Genomic DNA, 15,598 nt, shown 5'->3' with positions numbered 1-15,598 from the left:
TCACCCATACCCTGCCACGCCTTTGGCGTTCCGGGGCACATTGGCGATACGACATCGCTCAGGTTAAAGGCGGGGCGCTGTATCTTATGACATTGATAAATTAACGGCTTCGCCAATGTCGATACCCGCATTGGCGGCTTGGTATAATGGTCGTGGCGGGTTTTTTGTCGTATCAACTTCGCGGGACACCCAACGGCTTTCCTGTAGCTGTCGAAGTGATTGCGACAATGCTCTGTCTGTCACCGAGACGAGTGCGGTCTTTATTTCGCTGAAATACCGTGGTTTTCGACTTACGGCCAACACCGGAACGGTCCATGCCCGACGTAATATTGCGCTTTGTGTCTCGCCGGGGACTGCGGTTTTTATTTTTTCTGCGATCACCGCAATTTCCGCGCCTTTGGAGGTCAGTCGGTACTCAGGCCGCAACGGATGGCCGTGACCAGGGTTTCGTTCCAGCAATCCAAGATTGACCAAATGAACCAAGCTTGGCGCAAACGCGGTTCGGCTGGCACCTGATGCAGAAAGCAGGGGTGCCTGTCGGCCTGGTATGCCGCTGTGCATGAGCGCAAGTATGTTCAGTGACCAGGCCCGCGACGTCACCTTGACAAGCATATCGATGTCCATAAAGTATAGCTTATATATTTTCAGGTCAAAGGAAAGCACAATGTCAGTCGTCGCGCTTGATAATACGATAACCATCGCCCTGTCCGTGCGAGATCGCCATGCCAGCGCGCGTTGGTATACTGATATGCTGGGATTTGAACTCAATTACCACATTGATGAAGCTGGATGGAGTGAGCTCTACACCAAAACAGACGGTGTAACCTTGGGGCTGGGGGAACATGTGGAGCCCGTACCAGGTAACTCTGTGCCGGTTTTTGGGGTCGCGAACATTGATGCGGCACGTCGTGATCTGGAAGCGGTAGATGTGAAGTTTGATGGCCCGACAGATGTGGTCGAGGGAATGGTCAGTACCGCTACATTCTACGATCCCGACGGGAACGCGCTGATGTTGGCCCAGGACCTGACGAAGGTGGTGTGACATGCCAAAACCGCTCCGGCTTTGCCGGATGGTCCGGCCTGCCGCCGTATTATTGAACCGCGACCTGCCCCCTTGCGACCCAAGGTCAGGTTCGGATCATCAAGGAGACCCGCCATCATGACCCATCTTCTGCGTCTGACCGTTCTTTTGCTCTGTTTCGCCGCCCCGGCCTTTGCCCAGGATGTGGCGGGCAGTGCCGATCACCCGCTGGTGGGGCGGTTCGATGGCAGCACGATCCGCAGCTATGAGACCCAGGAATTCGATGAGGTCCATGTGGCCCGCACAGCCGGGGAGGTCAGCACAGTTGAAGGCGCGGTGACGCGGCTGTCTTACGCCTACCCGGCAGAGACCTCGCTGTTGCAGATCACCCGGAATTTTGAGATCGCGCTGGAAGATCGCGGTTTCGATATCCTGCTCAGCTGTGATCAGGATGATTGCGGGCGGATCAACTACGATGTTGAGCAGTTCGGCAATTCACCTTCCTGGGCCGATGCGTTCAACTATCGCTATGTGATGGCCAGTCGCACGGGTCCCGAAAGCACGGCCCATGTCAGCCTGTTTCTGTCGGTCAATAACCGCAATACCTATTCCGTGGTGACCGTGACCGAGGAAGAGGCGATGGCGATCCGAATGATCGACGCCGCTGAGATGCAAAGCAGCATCGGGGACACCGGCCGCGTGGCGCTTTATGGCATCACATTTGATACAGATCAGGCGACAATCCGGCCTGAAAGCGCCCCCACCATTGCCGAGATGGGGGCGTTTCTGGCCACTAACCCGGATGTACGGGTGGTGATCGTGGGGCACACGGACAATCAGGGCGCGATGGCGTATAATCTGGCCCTGTCCGCCCAGAGGGCCGAGGCGGTTGTCGCGGCCTTGCGCGATGATCACGGGATCGAGGCGGACCGGATGGCCCATGCCGGGGCCGGGTTTCTGGCACCCGTGGCGGTAAACACAACCGCCGAGGGCCGGGCGCTGAACCGCCGGGTCGAGATGATCGCGCGTTAAAGCGTTTTGCGTTTTATATGAGGCACCCCATCGAAAACCGCGTTCGACCCGAAGGGGAGAGGCCGCGGTTTTCGGTAAAGATCGAATGCAAACCGCTATAAATCGCGCGCCACACCCCCCTTTTCCCGAATCAACCGGACGCCCTGTTGTGCCTGATGCGCGGCGGGGGTGTGCTTTGTGTTGCATTTCTCACGGGTCTGCGAGGGTAACCGGCTGTTTTCGTGAGGGATGTTGCCATTTCTCACGGAACCGAGAGGGCCCGTGTTTCAAGGGCAACCGGTGCAGGGTTTATGTGCATATACGCACCATTATTCGGTATTTATCACGGGTTCGTGGGGTGAAACACAGGTCCGCCTGCCCTAAATTCATCTCATCGGAAGCACAGACTTCCACCAACATACGACCAACACACACGACCAAACACACACACCCGAAAGGACCATACCCATGAAACGCTTCGCTCTCACCACCGCTCTCGCCCTGGCCGTTGCCGCACCTGCTTTTGCAAATGACCAACTGGCCGCCTCGCTGGGCGTCGATGCCGGGGACTACACTGTCGCCGAACTGATCCATCTGCGCGACGCACAGGAAAACGGTGATTATTCCGTGGCCCGCTACATCCGCAACGGCGGCGGGTCTGAAACCATCTCCACCCAGTCCTTCGGCGGCACCTCGGCGTCCGATTTCGCGCTGCGGGTTCTGGAAGAAGGCGATGACCATATCCGCGCCAATTTTGTCCGCAACGGCGGCGCCGAGACGGTTTCGACCCAAAGCTATGGCAGCAACCCGGTGGTGGACGCTTTCATCCTGCGCAACCTGCAGGAAGATGACGACCACATCCGCGCCTTCAACCTGAGCCATAACTAAGGCACATCGCCTGACCATACCAAGAACGGCCAGACGGGGCCCTCCCTCCCCCGATACGGCCAGACAAAAAAGCCCCCCGGCAAACGCAGGGGGGCTTTTTTAGAGCGGTTTGCGTTTGATCTGGCCTGAAAACCGTTGCCTCCCGGCGGTTCAGAGCCGCTCAATGGCCAGCGCGATGCCCTGGCCGCCGCCGATGCACATGGTGATCAGCGCCTTGCGGCCGCCGGTCCGCTCCAATTCATACAGCGCCTTGACCGTAATGATCACGCCGGTGGCGCCAACCGGATGGCCCAGGGCGATGGCCCCGCCATTGGGGTTTACCCTGGCCGGATCAAGACCAAGCCCTTTGTTCACCGCCAGCGCCTGCGCCGCGAAGGCCTCATTCGATTCGATCACATCGAAATCGGTGATCGACAGGCCGGTGCGGGTCAGCAAAGCCTCAACCGCGGGCACCGGGCCGATGCCCATCACCTCGGGGCGCACACCTGCATGGGCATAACCCAGAATACGGGCGCGCGGGGTCAGGCCAGCGGCTTCTGCCGCCTCGGCCCGCGCCAGAACCATCGCGCTGGCCCCGTCATTGATGCCACTGGCATTGCCTGCGGTCACGGTGCCGTCTTTCTGGAACACCGTGCGCAGCCCGCCCAGCATCTCTGCCGTGGTGGATTTGGGGTGTTCATCCGTGTCAAAATCGACCATCTCGCGCCTCACCCGGACGGGGACCGGCACGATCTGATCCTTGAAATACCCCGCCTTGATCGCCCTGGCCGCGCGGGTCTGGCTGTCCAGCGCAAACGCATCCTGTGCGGCGCGGCTGATATCATGTTCGGCGGCCACATTTTCGGCGGTCACCCCCATATGGCCGGTGCCGAACGGGCAGTTCAGCGCGCCCAGCATCATGTCCTGCGCACGGGTATCCCCCATTTTCTGGCCCCGGCGCCCCACAGGCAGGATATGCGGCCCCCGGCTCATGCTTTCGGCGCCGCCCGCCAGGCCAAATTCCGCATCGCCCAACATCAGGGATTGCAGGACCGAGACGATGGCCTGCGCGCCGGAGCCGCAAAGCCGGTTCACATTCATCGCCGGCACCGTATCGGGCACGCCGGCCTCCATCGCGGCGACGCGGGACAGATACATATCGCGCGGTTCGGTATTGATGACATGGCCAAAGGCCACATGGCCAATCTGGGTGCCTTCGACACCCGCACGGTCCAATGCGGCCCTGGCAACGATGGCGCCCAGATCAATCGGCGCGGTTCCCGCCAGTGCGCCGCCGAATGTGCCGATTGCCGTGCGCGCGCCCGACAGGATCACGATATCACTCATTCATTCTCTCCTCCGTCAATCAATACTGGATCTGTCGCCGGACAGCTTGTCTATCCCGGCCAGAAACCCCCCTGCCTCAGCACCCAGACTGGCCAGCAGTTCCGCCTGGAATGCCTGCGCCAGCGGCGCCAGTTCCGCCATCATCCCATGGCCCTTTTCGGTCAGGGCCAGTTCGACAAGGCGCCGGTCGGTCGCATTGGTGCGTTTGGTGACATAGCCCGCCTCTTCCAGCCTTGTGGCCGCCCGGCTGACCTTGGATTTATCCATATCCACGCGGGCATGAATTTCACGCACGGACACGGCGGTTTCCTGGCTCAGATGGGCCACCACCCGCCATTCTGCCCGGTTCAGGCCAAATCTTTCGCGATAGATGCGCGCATAATCGCGGCTGAGCTGCCCGGCCAGAACCGACACCCGATAGGGAAGAAACATATCAAGGGTGAAAGGCGTGGTCATCAGGGTTCCATCGCATAAGCTGCCATCACAGACTGGCGCGAAACCTGCGCCGGTTCAAGCGCATGACCGCCCCCGGCACAGATGCGCCGGGGGCGAAGAGATCATATCAGGCCGCAGAAAACTGCAACGGGCGCACCTGCTGGAACATGCCGGTGGCGCGCAGTTTTTCCAGCACCGGGGCGGGCGGCTGGTCATCCAGATAGAGAAGCGCAATCGCATCCTGCCCGGCCCCTGACCGGCCAAGGGTGAAGTTCGCGATATTCACCCCGTATTCGCCCATGGTCTGGCCCAATGTCCCGATGATGCCGGGGATATCGTCATTGGTGGTGTAGAGCATATGCGCCCCCACTTCGGCGTCGATATTGATGCCCTTGATCTGGATGAAACGCGGTTTGCCGTCGGAAAAGACCGTACCGGCGATGGAGCGTTCCCTCTCGGCGGTTTTCACCTGCAAGCGGATATAGCCGTCGAACACACCGGTCTTGTCCTGGGTCGTGGTGGAAATCTCGACCCCGCGTTCCCTGGCGATTATCGGGGCACTGACCATGTTCACATCGGGGTTTGTGACCTTCATGATCCCGGCCACCGCCGCACAGTTCAGCGCATCAAGATTCATATCCTTGACCAGCCCGTTATAGGTGATCGAGACCGCCATGATCGCCTCATCGGTCAGTTGCCCGACAAACTCCCCCAGATTTTCGGCCAGTTTCAGCCAGGGGCCCATCACCGCAGCCTCTTCAGCGGTGACCGAGGGCATGTTCAGCGCGTTCGAGACCGCACCGGTCAGCAGATAATCCGACATCTGTTCGGCGACCTGCAGGGCGACATTTTCCTGCGCCTCGGTCGTGGCCGCGCCCAGATGCGGGGTGACCACGACATTCGGCAGGTTGAACAGCGGGCTGTCGGTGGCCGGTTCCACCGCGAACACATCAAACGCCGCACCGGCAACACGCCCGTCTTTCAACGCCAGGGCCAGCGCCTCTTCATCCACCAGACCGCCGCGGGCGCAGTTCACGATACGCACACCGGGTTTCAGTGTGGCGATGTTTTCAGCACTCAGGATGTTCCGGGTCTTGTCGGTCAGCGGCACATGCATGGTGATGAAATCGGCGCGCGGCAGAAGCTCCTCAAGCTCGACTTTCTCGACACCCATTTTCATCGCCCGCTCTTCACTGAGGAACGGGTCATAGGCGATGACTTTCATCTTCAGCCCCAAAGCCCGGTCACACACGATTGACCCGATATTCCCGGCCCCGATCACGCCAAGCGTCTTGTTGGTCAGTTCCACCCCCATAAAGCGCGACTTTTCCCATTTCCCCGCATGGGTGGAGGCATTCGCCTCGGGGATCTGCCGGGCCACGGCCATCATCATCGAAATGGCATGTTCCGCCGTGGTGATGGAGTTTCCGAAAGGTGTGTTCATCACGATGATCCCCTTCTTGGAGGCCACGGGAATATCCACATTGTCGACGCCGATCCCGGCGCGGCCCACAACCTTGAGATTGCCGGCGGCGGCGATGATCTTTTCGGTCACCTTGGTGGCGGACCGGATGGCAAGACCATCATATTCGCCAATCACGCTCAGCAGTTTGTCTTTGTCCTTCCCGATAGCGGGATCGAAGGTCACATCAATGCCGCGGTCGCGGAAAATCTGTACGGCGGTTTCGCTCAGCTTGTCGGAAACCAGAACTTTGGGGGCCATGTCAGGCACTCCTTTGTCTAAAACAGGGTCTGATAAGGGAAGTCAGGCGGCGGTGGCCTGTGCTGCAATCTCGGCCTCGAACGCCCGGGACAGCCAGGGCAGCATCGCCTCTATGTCCGAACGCTCAACCGTCGCACCACACCAGATCCGCAATCCCGGGGGAGCGTCGCGATAGGCCCCGATATCCAGCGCGATGCCTTCCGATTCCAATCGTTTGGCCACGGCTTTGGCAAAACCGGCACCATCGCTGATCCGGCTATCGTTGAATTTCAGACAGACGGAGGTATTGGACCGGGTTGCCGGATCAACCGCAAGGTTTTCGATCCAGGGTGTTGCGGCAATGAAATCGAAAATCGCCTGCGCATTGGCATCGGCCCGGGCCATCAGGGCCGGCAACCCGCCAATCTCCCGCGCCCAGGTCAGGGCGAACAGGTAATCCTCGACCGCCAGCATCGAGGGCGTGTTGATCGTGGCGCCGGTAAAGATCCCCTCGATCAGCTTGCCGCCCTTGGTCAGCCGGAAAATCTTCGGCAGGGGCCAGGGCGGGGTATAGCTTTCCAGCCGGTCCACGGCACGCGGCGACAGAACCAGCATGCCATGGGCCGCTTCACCGCCCATGACCTTCTGCCAGGAGAATGTGGTGACATCCAGCTTGTCCCAGGGCAATGCCTGCGCAAAGGCGGCACTGGTGGCATCACACAGCGTCAGACCGGCACGCTTCTCCGGGATCGCCTCGCCCGAGGGCATCCGCACGCCCGAGGTGGTGCCATTCCAGGTGAAACAGACATCGTGATGATAGTCCAACGCGGCCATATCAACGATATCGCCATATTCGGCGGTATGAACCTTCGCCTCGATCTTCAGCTGCTTGACCACATCGGTCACCCAGCCCGCGCCAAAGCTTTCCCAGGCGACCATGTCCACCGGGCGGGCGCCCAGCAAATTCCACATCGCCATCTCGAACGCGCCGGTATCGGAGGCCGGCACGATCCCGATCCGGTAATCGGCGGGGATGCCCAGAACCTCGCGGGTGCCTTCAATGGCCGCTTTCAGCTTGTCCTTGCCAATCGCCGCCCGGTGCGACCGGCCAAGGGCCGCATCCGACAGGTGATCAAGCGACCATGTGGGGGGTTTGGCGCAGGGGCCAGACGAAAAACGCGGATTGACCGGCCGCGCGGCCGGGGTGTTCGTAACCATCGGTGGTATCCTCACAGATATGCGCCCCTCGTTGGGGAGGGGTGTCCCACTGGTCGGATACCCGAATCCCAGAAAAATATGCAAGCGATAAAAGCACCTATAGCGCAGGTTGTCGCAAGTTGATGGAGAATGGATCGAGAACGGCACAGGTAGATCCGTGCAATTTGTTCCCTACCTGTTCTGTCGCTTCTTCTTAGCATGGTTCGAAAGAAAAACCCCGCCGACGCTGTAACGTCAGACGGGGCCGATCTGAAACTGAAAGCACGGCCCTCTCTCATCGGGACTGTTGCATTAAACGGCTAGGACGCGCGCGCCCTGAGCGCCGATGGCGTGGTACCCATCTCTCGCTTGAACGCATTGTAGAAAGACGAACGTGAATTGAATCCCACATCATAGGCGATGACCAGGATCGTCTCTTCTGTATCGTGCAGTTGTTTGACGGCATCCTGAATGCGCCACTTGTTTACGTAGTCAAAGAAGTTGGACCGCAACGTCGTGTTCAGCGTTTGCGAAACATAGTTCGATGTCACTTTGATATGCTTTGCCAGATCCCACAGGGACAGGTTTGGATCGCGATATAACAGGTCCTTGATCATCGCCTGTTCGATCTTGCCCGCAATCCGCTTTGCATGCTCATCGGTCAGGGCAGATCGTTCATATTTTGACTTGGTTTCCTCTGATCTTTCTGGAAACGTCTTGCCATTCATCGGCTCTCTCATCAGCCCCGGCTGTTGGCGCACGCCCCAGATGGCAATCACCCATGTAATCGCAACACTGACAAGGCGGTCCATCAGATCGGATGCATTCAGAAAAGACTGAGGGATCGCCAGCCCAGACAGTTCCACGCCGAGCTGACCAACACTCAGCAGCAAATAGGCGCTGACGGTTGTGGTGATCCACCAGATCCAAGAGAGTTCCCTGTTTTCTGTTGTAGCAAACAGATCCTTGAGCCGAGCACGATAGGCCGACATCATCCGCATGGTCAGAAACAGATAGACGGCGAGTTGCCCGTAAAAGACAATTGCCACCACCTGAACGTAGATGAAGGTGGACTGGGTCAACAGGCTGAAGCCATTGAAATCCAGGATGTCCTGTTCGAAAGCGGACCTTGGCAGCATGAACATCAAAGGAATCCCGATGAGGGACAGCACCAATGGCAATGCATGCCAGCCCTTGTGGGCGATCCGGTTCGCGCCATCCTCAGACGTCAGCGCCCGGACATATAGCCAAAACAACAAAGGCTGCGCCAGCGTGGCAGGAAGGGTTATACTTCCCCACCGCGCGATCATCACTTCATAGCCGTACTGGCCCCACAAAAGATCGATGATGCCGACGAGGAAGTTGATCGTTTGCGCGGCAAAGAATAGCGCCAAAGGCACATAGATCCGTTGATTGCGCTGATGCAGAAAAAGTTGATTCGCGCAAAAGAGCGCAACGCCAAGTTGAAATGCCAGTATTATGGGATCGTATGTATTTCCGGCCATATCCAGCCTCTTATTGGATCTGAGGGGGTGCGATTTACCAACACATTGCCGCGGAAAACAGGGGTTGGGGATTGAAGCGATGTCCTCACCGGCAGGCGACTACAGTTTTGATCTTAAAGCCTTTCGAGTTTTCGTTGAGACATGATCATCGCTTTTCGCGTTCGACCGAAGGGAGAGGCAGCGAACAAGTGATTCATGTTTAACTCGAAACGCTATAGGGTCTGGGTTCATCCGTTTATAGCAAGACCAAGATGGTCGCTGTGAGTGCGATCCGAAGCTTGCTGATCGAGAGACAGCCCAATCGAAAACAGCAGTTGAACCTTGGGCGAAAGACAATGGAAGCAAACGCAACCGCGTTCAACACGCGAGCTCTCAGGCCACCATCTGTTCGGCTTTTTTCAGGTCGACGCTGACCAGTTGGCTGACGCCCTGTTCGGCCATGGTCACCCCGAACAGCCGGTCCATCCGCGCCATTGTCACCGCGTGGTGGGTGATGATCAGGAATCTTGTATCCGTGCGGCGGCACATCTCGTCCAGCAGGTCGCAGAAGCGCGCGACATTGGCGTCGTCCAGGGGCGCATCCACCTCATCCAGCACGCAGATCGGCGCGGGGTTGGCCAGGAATACCGCGAATATCAGGGCCAGCGCGGTCAGGGTCTGTTCTCCACCAGACAGCAGCGACAGGGTGCTCAGCTTCTTGCCCGGCGGCTGACACAGAATTTCCAGCCCCGCCTCCAGCGGGTCATCGCTTTCCACCAGCACCAGCTTGGCCTCGCCGCCGCCAAAAAGATGGGTGAAAAGCACGCCGAAATTCCGGTTCACCTCTTCAAACGCGGTCAGCAGCCGTTCACGCCCCTCGCGGTTCAATGCGGCAATACCGGAGCGAAGCGTCTTGATCGCCTCTTCCAGATCCAGTTTTTCCGCCTCCAGCGTGTCATGTTCCTGCCGCACGGCCTCTGCATCTTCCTCGGCGCGCAGGTTGACCGCACCAAGCGCATCGCGCTGGCGGCGCAGGCGGACCACATCCGCCTCGATCCGTTCTGCCCCCGGCATCTTCTCAGGATCCGCGTCGAGGCTTTCAAGAAGCGCCTGCGGGGTCACCTCCATCTCCTCCATGATCCGTTCTGCGGCCTGATCCACGGCCTCCGATGCCGCATCCCGGCGGGCCTCGGCCCGGGCGCGGGCCTCGCGGGCATCGGATGCGGCGCGCTCTGCATCACGCTCCGTGGTCACGGCGGTTCTCAACGCGCCTTCGGCAACCGATAACGCATCACCGGCGGCGGCCCGGCGGGTTTCGGCCTCGGCAATCGTTTCGGCCAGGGCGTCGCGTCGCGTGGTAATCTCGGCGGGCAGGGCCCGGGCTGTTTCAAGCTCGGCTTCAGAACTCAGCTTACGGCTGTCCAGCTCTGCGATCCGGGTTTCGGCAGTGGCCAGACGTTTGCGCCAGGTCTCCACCTCGTCTTTTATCTGGGTGATCCGTTTCACCCGCGCCTCGCCATCACGTTTCAACTCATCAAACCCGGTGCGTTTGGCCAGCATGGTCAGGCGCGCGGCCTCGACCGTGATCTTGGTTTCCGCCACCTGATCACGAATGCTGTCCAGATCATCCAGTTCCGCCTGCGCGGCCTGAGCATCGGTGAGATCGCGGCGCGCAGTGGCGGCGTCTTCCTCATGGCGCTGCGCTGCGCCGCGCAGGGTTTCCAGCTTGCCGGCCAGAATGTTCCGCTCGGCCTCGGCCCGGCTGAAGGACCGGCTGGCCTCTGCCACCTGAGCGTCTGCGGCGCGGCGGGCCTCCCGCGCGGCCTTGTCGGCCTGGGTCAGATCAGACAGGCGCGCGGCATTGCTGTCATGGGCCGCCCGGGCGCGGTCGGCGGCGGTGGTGGCGCGTTCCAGCTCTGCCGACAGATCATTCAGCTGGTTGACCTGGCTCAGCCGCCGCGCCGCAGTTGAGGACCCTTCGGAGGCAGGCAGGGCAAACCCGTCCCAGCGCCAGAGATCACCCTCGCGACTGACCAATCGCTGACCGGGCAATAAAGTGGCCTGCAAGCGGGAGCCATCTTCCTGTGCCACCACACCGACCTGCGACAACCGACGGGTGAGAACCCCGGGCGCATCCGCATACCCGGTCAGGGCCGAGGCGCCGGCGGGCAAGGGTTGTTCAGCCTCATAAGGGGGGAGATCGGTCCAGCCGCTGGCCCCTGTCTTTGAAGCGAGGGGCGCTTTCAGATCATCGGCAAGGGCGGCGCCAACGGCGGCCTCAAACCCCGGGGCAACCTGCACCTGATCAAGGATCTGATCGCCGCTGCCCCGCTCCCGATCCAGCAGCTTTGTCAGCGCACGCACCTCTGCGTCCAGCGTGCCCAACTGCCCCTCGGCCTCGGTCCGGGCGGCGCGGGCCTCGCCTTCGCTGGTCTGGGCCCGGGCGCGGGCGGTTTCGGTTTCGGTAAGCGTCGCATCGGCACGGGCGGCGAGATCGGTTGCGGCGGCAAGCGCGGTCTCCGCCTCTTCATGGTCGCGGGTCAGCAAGGTCAGCCGGTCCTCGGCCTCGATCGCCGCACCCCTGGCCTTTTCCGCCTCGCTGGTGTTGCGGGCCTCGGCCCGGGCCGCATCTTCGACCAATCGCCCGGCCGATTGGTGGCGTGCGGCAAGGCGTGCGGCATCTTCGGTCAACTGGCTGAGCGCATTTTCCCGATCCGCAAGAACACGCGCGGCCTCTGTCGCTTCGGTCGAGGCGTTGGTCAATGCCGCCTCATGCCCCTCCGTGGCGGCTTCCAGATCGCTCTGCTCCCCGGCCAGCCGCGCAATCGTGTCACCGGCATCCGCGTTCAGATGCTGTTCACGCCCGATATCATGGGTCAGCTGTTCGATCCGGGCGGTCAGGGTTTCGATGGTTCTGGCCGCGCGGGCGTCCTCATCATCCAGTGCGGCACGCTCCACTGTCACGCGCTGCAACAGGGCGGCGGCAATGGCCTCCTCTTCGCGTTTTGGTGGCAGATCGGCCTCGGCGGCCTCGCGGGTTCTGGCCGCCTGTTGCGCCGCTGTTTCCGCCCCGGCGGCGATACGCAGGGCCTCTTGCAGGGCCATATCCGCGCTTAACCGCGCCTGATCCGCCTCGCGCCAGCGCAGATACAGCAACAACCCTTCGGCATGGCGCAGATCAGCGCCGATCTCGCGATAGCGCGCGGCCTGTTTCGCCTGACGCGCCAGTTGTGACAGTTGCGCGGCCAGTTGTTCCAGCACATCGTCGATGCGCGCCAGATTGGTTTCGGCCCCTTTCAGCTTCAACTCTGCCTCATGGCGCCGCTGATAAAGGCCCGAGATACCGGCGGCTTCCTCCAGCACCCGGCGGCGGGCTTTCGGCTTGGCGTTGATCAGTTCAGAAATCTGCCCCTGCCGGACCAGCGCCGGGGAATGCGCACCGGTCGAGGCATCGGCAAACAGCATCTGCACATCGCGGGCGCGCACATCCTTGCCATTGGTCTTATAGGCACTGCCCGCATCGCGGGTGATCCGGCGCACGATTTCAAGCTGGTCCTCGCTGTTGAAATTCGCCGGTGCCAGACGTTCGGAATTGTCGATGATGATCGACACTTCCGCGAAGTTCCGCGCCGGGCGGGTGGCGGCGCCTGCAAAGATCACATCCTCCATCCCGCCGCCGCGCATCGCGGTGGGGCGGTTTTCGCCCATCACCCATCTGAGCGCCTCCAGCAGGTTCGACTTGCCACAGCCATTGGGGCCGACCACGCCGGTCAACCCGTCCCCGATCAGCAGATCGGTCGGGTCGACAAAGCTTTTGAAGCCATTCAGTCTGATCTTCGAGAAGCGCAACTGCCTGCCTGCGGTGATTCCGTTGATCGCTGATTGTCTGGCCCCGATGCCCCCCAAGTCAACGAAGAACCCCTTTATCTGCCCCTATTCGGGTGATTATCCACAAGATATAGGCAATTTTCTGCGTTATTGCAGCGATTGATCACTCAGGGCAGTGTGTTCGCATGGTTACAGTGACCCGCACCGATCCTGTCTCAGATGATGCGCTCCGCCTTATTGCGGGCAGCGAGGCTGAACAAGCAGCGCTATACCCGCCCGAAGACCGGTTTGCGGCATCGCCTGACCAACTGGTTGCCGATGATGTGCGGTTTTTCGTGGCGTATTTCGAGGGCGAGGCGCTTGGCTGCTGCGGGTATGCGGTATGTGACGGGTATGGCGAGTTGAAACGCATGTATGCCGAACCGGCGGCGCGCGGGACCGGCATTGCCTCGGCCCTGATCGAGGCGGTGGAAACTGCGGCCCGTGCCGAGGGTATTGCCCTGATGCGGCTGGAAACCGGACAGTTGAGCCCCGCAGCCATCGGGCTTTATACGCGCCATGGCTATATTCGCCGGGGGCCGTTTGGTGATTACCCGGAAAACGGCAGCTCGGTCTTCATGGAAAAGCCGCTTTGATACGGTTTGCGTTTGATCTGAACGCAAAACGCTGCCTCATACAGACCGCAACCCGGTATGATCTCGGTCGAGGTTCCTTTTGCGCTGTTCGGTCTTACGCGCTGGTCTGCCCCGGGGCGGCCTCAAGCAGGTCGCCCGGCTGACAGTCCAGCACCGCGCAGATCTTCGCCAGCGTCTCGAACCGGATCCCTTTGACCCGGCCGCTTTTCAGCAGGCTCAGATTCTGTTCGGTGATGCCGATCCGGGCCGCCAGATCGCGGCCCTTCATCTTGCGGCGTGCCATCATCACATCAAGCCGGACGATGATTTCCATCAGATAAACCCCCGGTTCTCTTCGGCAATCTGCGCGGCTTCGCGCATCACCCACCCGATCACCACGATCAGGCCACCTGCCATGAAGAACCCGACATGGCCATCGGTGAAACTGATCGAAAGGGTCCGTTCCCCCGGAGGGTTGCCCATCGTCAGAAGCAGGACAGTCACCGTATTGGACAGGATGCCGACAATGCCGACCGCGACCAGGCCCTGCCCGATGCGCAAGATCCGGTCAGCACATTGCGCGCTGAGGGTCTCCCCCTTTTTGTAGCAGGCGAAAAGCCCGCGCATTTGCCACAAGACATAGACGGTCAGAAGAATCCCGACCAGTTGGATCGCAAGGATTGTCCCGTAGGTGCCGGTTCCGATCACATCCGGCAGACGGTATTCCGCATAGGTTTCGCGCAGATCGCCAATGCCCGCCTCACCAATGGCAAAGGCCACGACAATCAGGACAGGCAATGCGATCAGCCCCAGTGTCGTGGCCAGATGCAGCAGTCGTGCAAGCGAGATGATGCGGTTAAGGTCAGATGTAGACATTTGATATTTCTTCTTTCCAGATTTATATTTATTACTGTATTACAGTAAAAAATGATTCGGAAAAGAGGAAAATGAAATGACTGAACGATTCATGTTTTCGACCGCTATCGCGATCACGGCCCTTGTGTTGAGCATAACCTTGCTGAAAGCCGATCCGGTTGAGCCGGTTGACCCTTTGATGGCTGACCCAAATGGCGTTGCGGCGCAGGTCATCCTGCCTGACAATGTGGCGCTGCCCGAAGACGGGGCGGTTATGGTGGTGTCGGGCGTGAACACCCTGACCCGGGCGGTTTCCAGTGAACAATATGTGCTGATCCCCTCGGAACAGCGTGATCTCTATGTGCTGAGCCGGGATGACCAGACGCGACTGGCACAGCAACAGGGGCTGATCCTGGGCTGGATGGCAGAGGATATCGACGTGGATGGCGCGTTCAATTTCACAATTGCCCCCTGCCAGACGGGCGGGGAGCCAGACGGGCAGGCACGGGTGTCTATCCAGTTACGGGCAGAGGTTGAGGGACCGTTTTTGCCAATTGTTGAAAATATGCGTCTGCGCAGCCTTCTGGGGCATGATCTGAGCGAGTTACAGGTCTGTTCCCGGGCTGGTTGAGATGGGCCTTTCCCTCTTGACCCGGGCGGATTGCGACACGTCCACCAGACGGCGCGTGCCCTTCGTGCCACCGCAATCCGCCCAATTCGCCACACACCGTTGAGATCGGCGATGGCCGATGTTATCTTTGGCATATGCCCGGCGCCGGGGCTTTTGACGGCGCGTATTATGGAGGACATTGTCCTGGCTGGACCAACCCTTGCGGCTTCGCAGAAAGCCGCACCTGCGGCGCCAAACGCGCCCGAACTGCAAGATGTGACAAGCGAAGAACTTCTTCAGCGTATTCTTGCCTCTCTAAACGATGACAAGGCCGAAGATGTCGTGCAGATCGACCTGCGCGGCAAGTCATCCATGGCCGATTACATGGTGATCGCCACCGGTCGGTCGACCCGGCAGGTTTCGGCGATTTCCGAGAAACTGGTGGATCGGCTGAAAACCGTCACCGGTCGCCGGTGCAAGATGGAAGGCAAGGATGCGGGCGATTGGGTGCTGATTGATGCGGGCGATATCATCGTTCATGTCTTCCGCCCCGAGGTGCGGGAATTCTATCAGCTTGAAAAAATGTGGATGCCGGGCCAGGCCGCTGCGGCGCCGCAGTAAGCGCGT

General features: G+C 60.2%; 15 protein-coding genes. 6 read left to right on the top strand and 9 right to left on the bottom strand.

What is annotated here, in order from left to right; genetic code table 11:
- Positions 1–84: 84 nt before the first annotated feature.
- The gene (locus E2K80_RS15470; RefSeq protein WP_338014552.1) at positions 85–699 is read right to left on the bottom strand and encodes a winged helix-turn-helix transcriptional regulator; all 615 of its coding nucleotides are present in this window, start codon (positions 697–699) and stop codon (positions 85–87) included.
- On the opposite strand from E2K80_RS15470, the gene E2K80_RS15465 reads away from it, so the two are divergent.
- From E2K80_RS15465 to E2K80_RS15455, 3 genes are all read left to right on the top strand, one after another.
- A complete protein-coding gene (locus tag E2K80_RS15465; RefSeq protein ID WP_135375803.1) occupies positions 665–1,042 on the top strand; it encodes a VOC family protein in 378 nt (125 codons plus the stop codon). The two genes, E2K80_RS15470 and E2K80_RS15465, sit on opposite strands and share 35 nt — an antisense overlap.
- 117 nt (positions 1,043–1,159) lie before the next feature.
- The gene (locus E2K80_RS15460) at positions 1,160–2,053 is read left to right on the top strand and encodes an OmpA family protein (RefSeq protein WP_135375802.1); all 894 of its coding nucleotides are present in this window, start codon (positions 1,160–1,162) and stop codon (positions 2,051–2,053) included.
- A 447-nt stretch (positions 2,054–2,500) separates the two neighbouring features.
- Positions 2,501–2,920, top strand: coding sequence for a hypothetical protein (locus tag E2K80_RS15455; RefSeq protein WP_135375801.1), 420 nt, complete (start codon positions 2,501–2,503; stop codon positions 2,918–2,920).
- Between the two features lie 150 nt (positions 2,921–3,070).
- Here the strand turns inward: E2K80_RS15455 and E2K80_RS15450 are convergent, their stop codons facing one another.
- The 6 genes from E2K80_RS15450 to E2K80_RS15425 form a co-directional block, all read right to left on the bottom strand.
- Entirely contained in the window at positions 3,071–4,246 is a 1,176-nt protein-coding gene (locus tag E2K80_RS15450) for an acetyl-CoA C-acyltransferase family protein (RefSeq protein WP_135375800.1), read from the bottom strand.
- Between the two features lie 15 nt (positions 4,247–4,261).
- Positions 4,262–4,702: a MarR family winged helix-turn-helix transcriptional regulator gene (locus E2K80_RS15445; RefSeq protein WP_135375799.1), complete on the bottom strand. Its 441-nt coding sequence runs from the start codon at positions 4,700–4,702 to the stop codon at positions 4,262–4,264.
- Positions 4,703–4,808: 106 nt separating this feature from the next.
- A complete protein-coding gene (serA, locus tag E2K80_RS15440; protein WP_135375798.1) occupies positions 4,809–6,404 on the bottom strand; it encodes a phosphoglycerate dehydrogenase in 1,596 nt (531 codons plus the stop codon).
- Between the two features lie 42 nt (positions 6,405–6,446).
- Positions 6,447–7,601, bottom strand: a complete 1,155-nt coding sequence (locus E2K80_RS15435) for a phosphoserine transaminase (RefSeq protein WP_135375797.1) — start codon at positions 7,599–7,601, stop codon at positions 6,447–6,449.
- Between the two features lie 299 nt (positions 7,602–7,900).
- On the bottom strand, positions 7,901–9,085 hold the full coding sequence (locus E2K80_RS15430; protein WP_135375796.1) for a helix-turn-helix domain-containing protein: 1,185 nt from the start codon (positions 9,083–9,085) through the stop codon (positions 7,901–7,903).
- Positions 9,086–9,457: 372 nt separating this feature from the next.
- Positions 9,458–12,913, bottom strand: a complete 3,456-nt coding sequence (locus E2K80_RS15425) for a chromosome segregation SMC family protein (protein ID WP_135375795.1) — start codon at positions 12,911–12,913, stop codon at positions 9,458–9,460.
- 164 nt (positions 12,914–13,077) lie between these two features.
- Between E2K80_RS15425 and E2K80_RS15420 the strand changes: the two genes are divergently transcribed.
- Entirely contained in the window at positions 13,078–13,527 is a 450-nt protein-coding gene (locus E2K80_RS15420; protein WP_135375794.1) for a GNAT family N-acetyltransferase, read from the top strand.
- 94 nt (positions 13,528–13,621) lie between these two features.
- Here the strand turns inward: E2K80_RS15420 and E2K80_RS15415 are convergent, their stop codons facing one another.
- Both E2K80_RS15415 and E2K80_RS15410 read right to left on the bottom strand, forming a co-directional pair.
- Positions 13,622–13,840 (bottom strand): helix-turn-helix domain-containing protein, encoded by a 219-nt coding sequence (locus E2K80_RS15415; RefSeq protein WP_135375793.1) that lies wholly within the window; start codon positions 13,838–13,840, stop codon positions 13,622–13,624.
- Positions 13,840–14,382 (bottom strand): DUF2975 domain-containing protein, encoded by a 543-nt coding sequence (locus tag E2K80_RS15410; protein ID WP_135375792.1) that lies wholly within the window; start codon positions 14,380–14,382, stop codon positions 13,840–13,842. The genes E2K80_RS15415 and E2K80_RS15410 overlap by 1 nt, the downstream gene beginning before the upstream one ends.
- 76 nt (positions 14,383–14,458) lie before the next feature.
- On the opposite strand from E2K80_RS15410, the gene E2K80_RS15405 reads away from it, so the two are divergent.
- A complete protein-coding gene (locus tag E2K80_RS15405; RefSeq protein WP_135375791.1) occupies positions 14,459–14,992 on the top strand; it encodes a hypothetical protein in 534 nt (177 codons plus the stop codon).
- Positions 14,993–15,103: 111 nt separating this feature from the next.
- Positions 15,104–15,592, top strand: coding sequence for a ribosome silencing factor (gene rsfS, locus E2K80_RS15400; protein WP_238475560.1), 489 nt, complete (start codon positions 15,104–15,106; stop codon positions 15,590–15,592).
- The last annotated feature ends 6 nt before the right edge of the window (positions 15,593–15,598 follow it).

The sequence above is a fragment of the Rhodophyticola sp. CCM32 genome (genome assembly GCF_004751985.1).
Taxonomy (GTDB): domain Bacteria; phylum Pseudomonadota; class Alphaproteobacteria; order Rhodobacterales; family Rhodobacteraceae; genus Rhodophyticola.
This window is presented reverse-complemented; position numbering and strand designations above follow the sequence as displayed.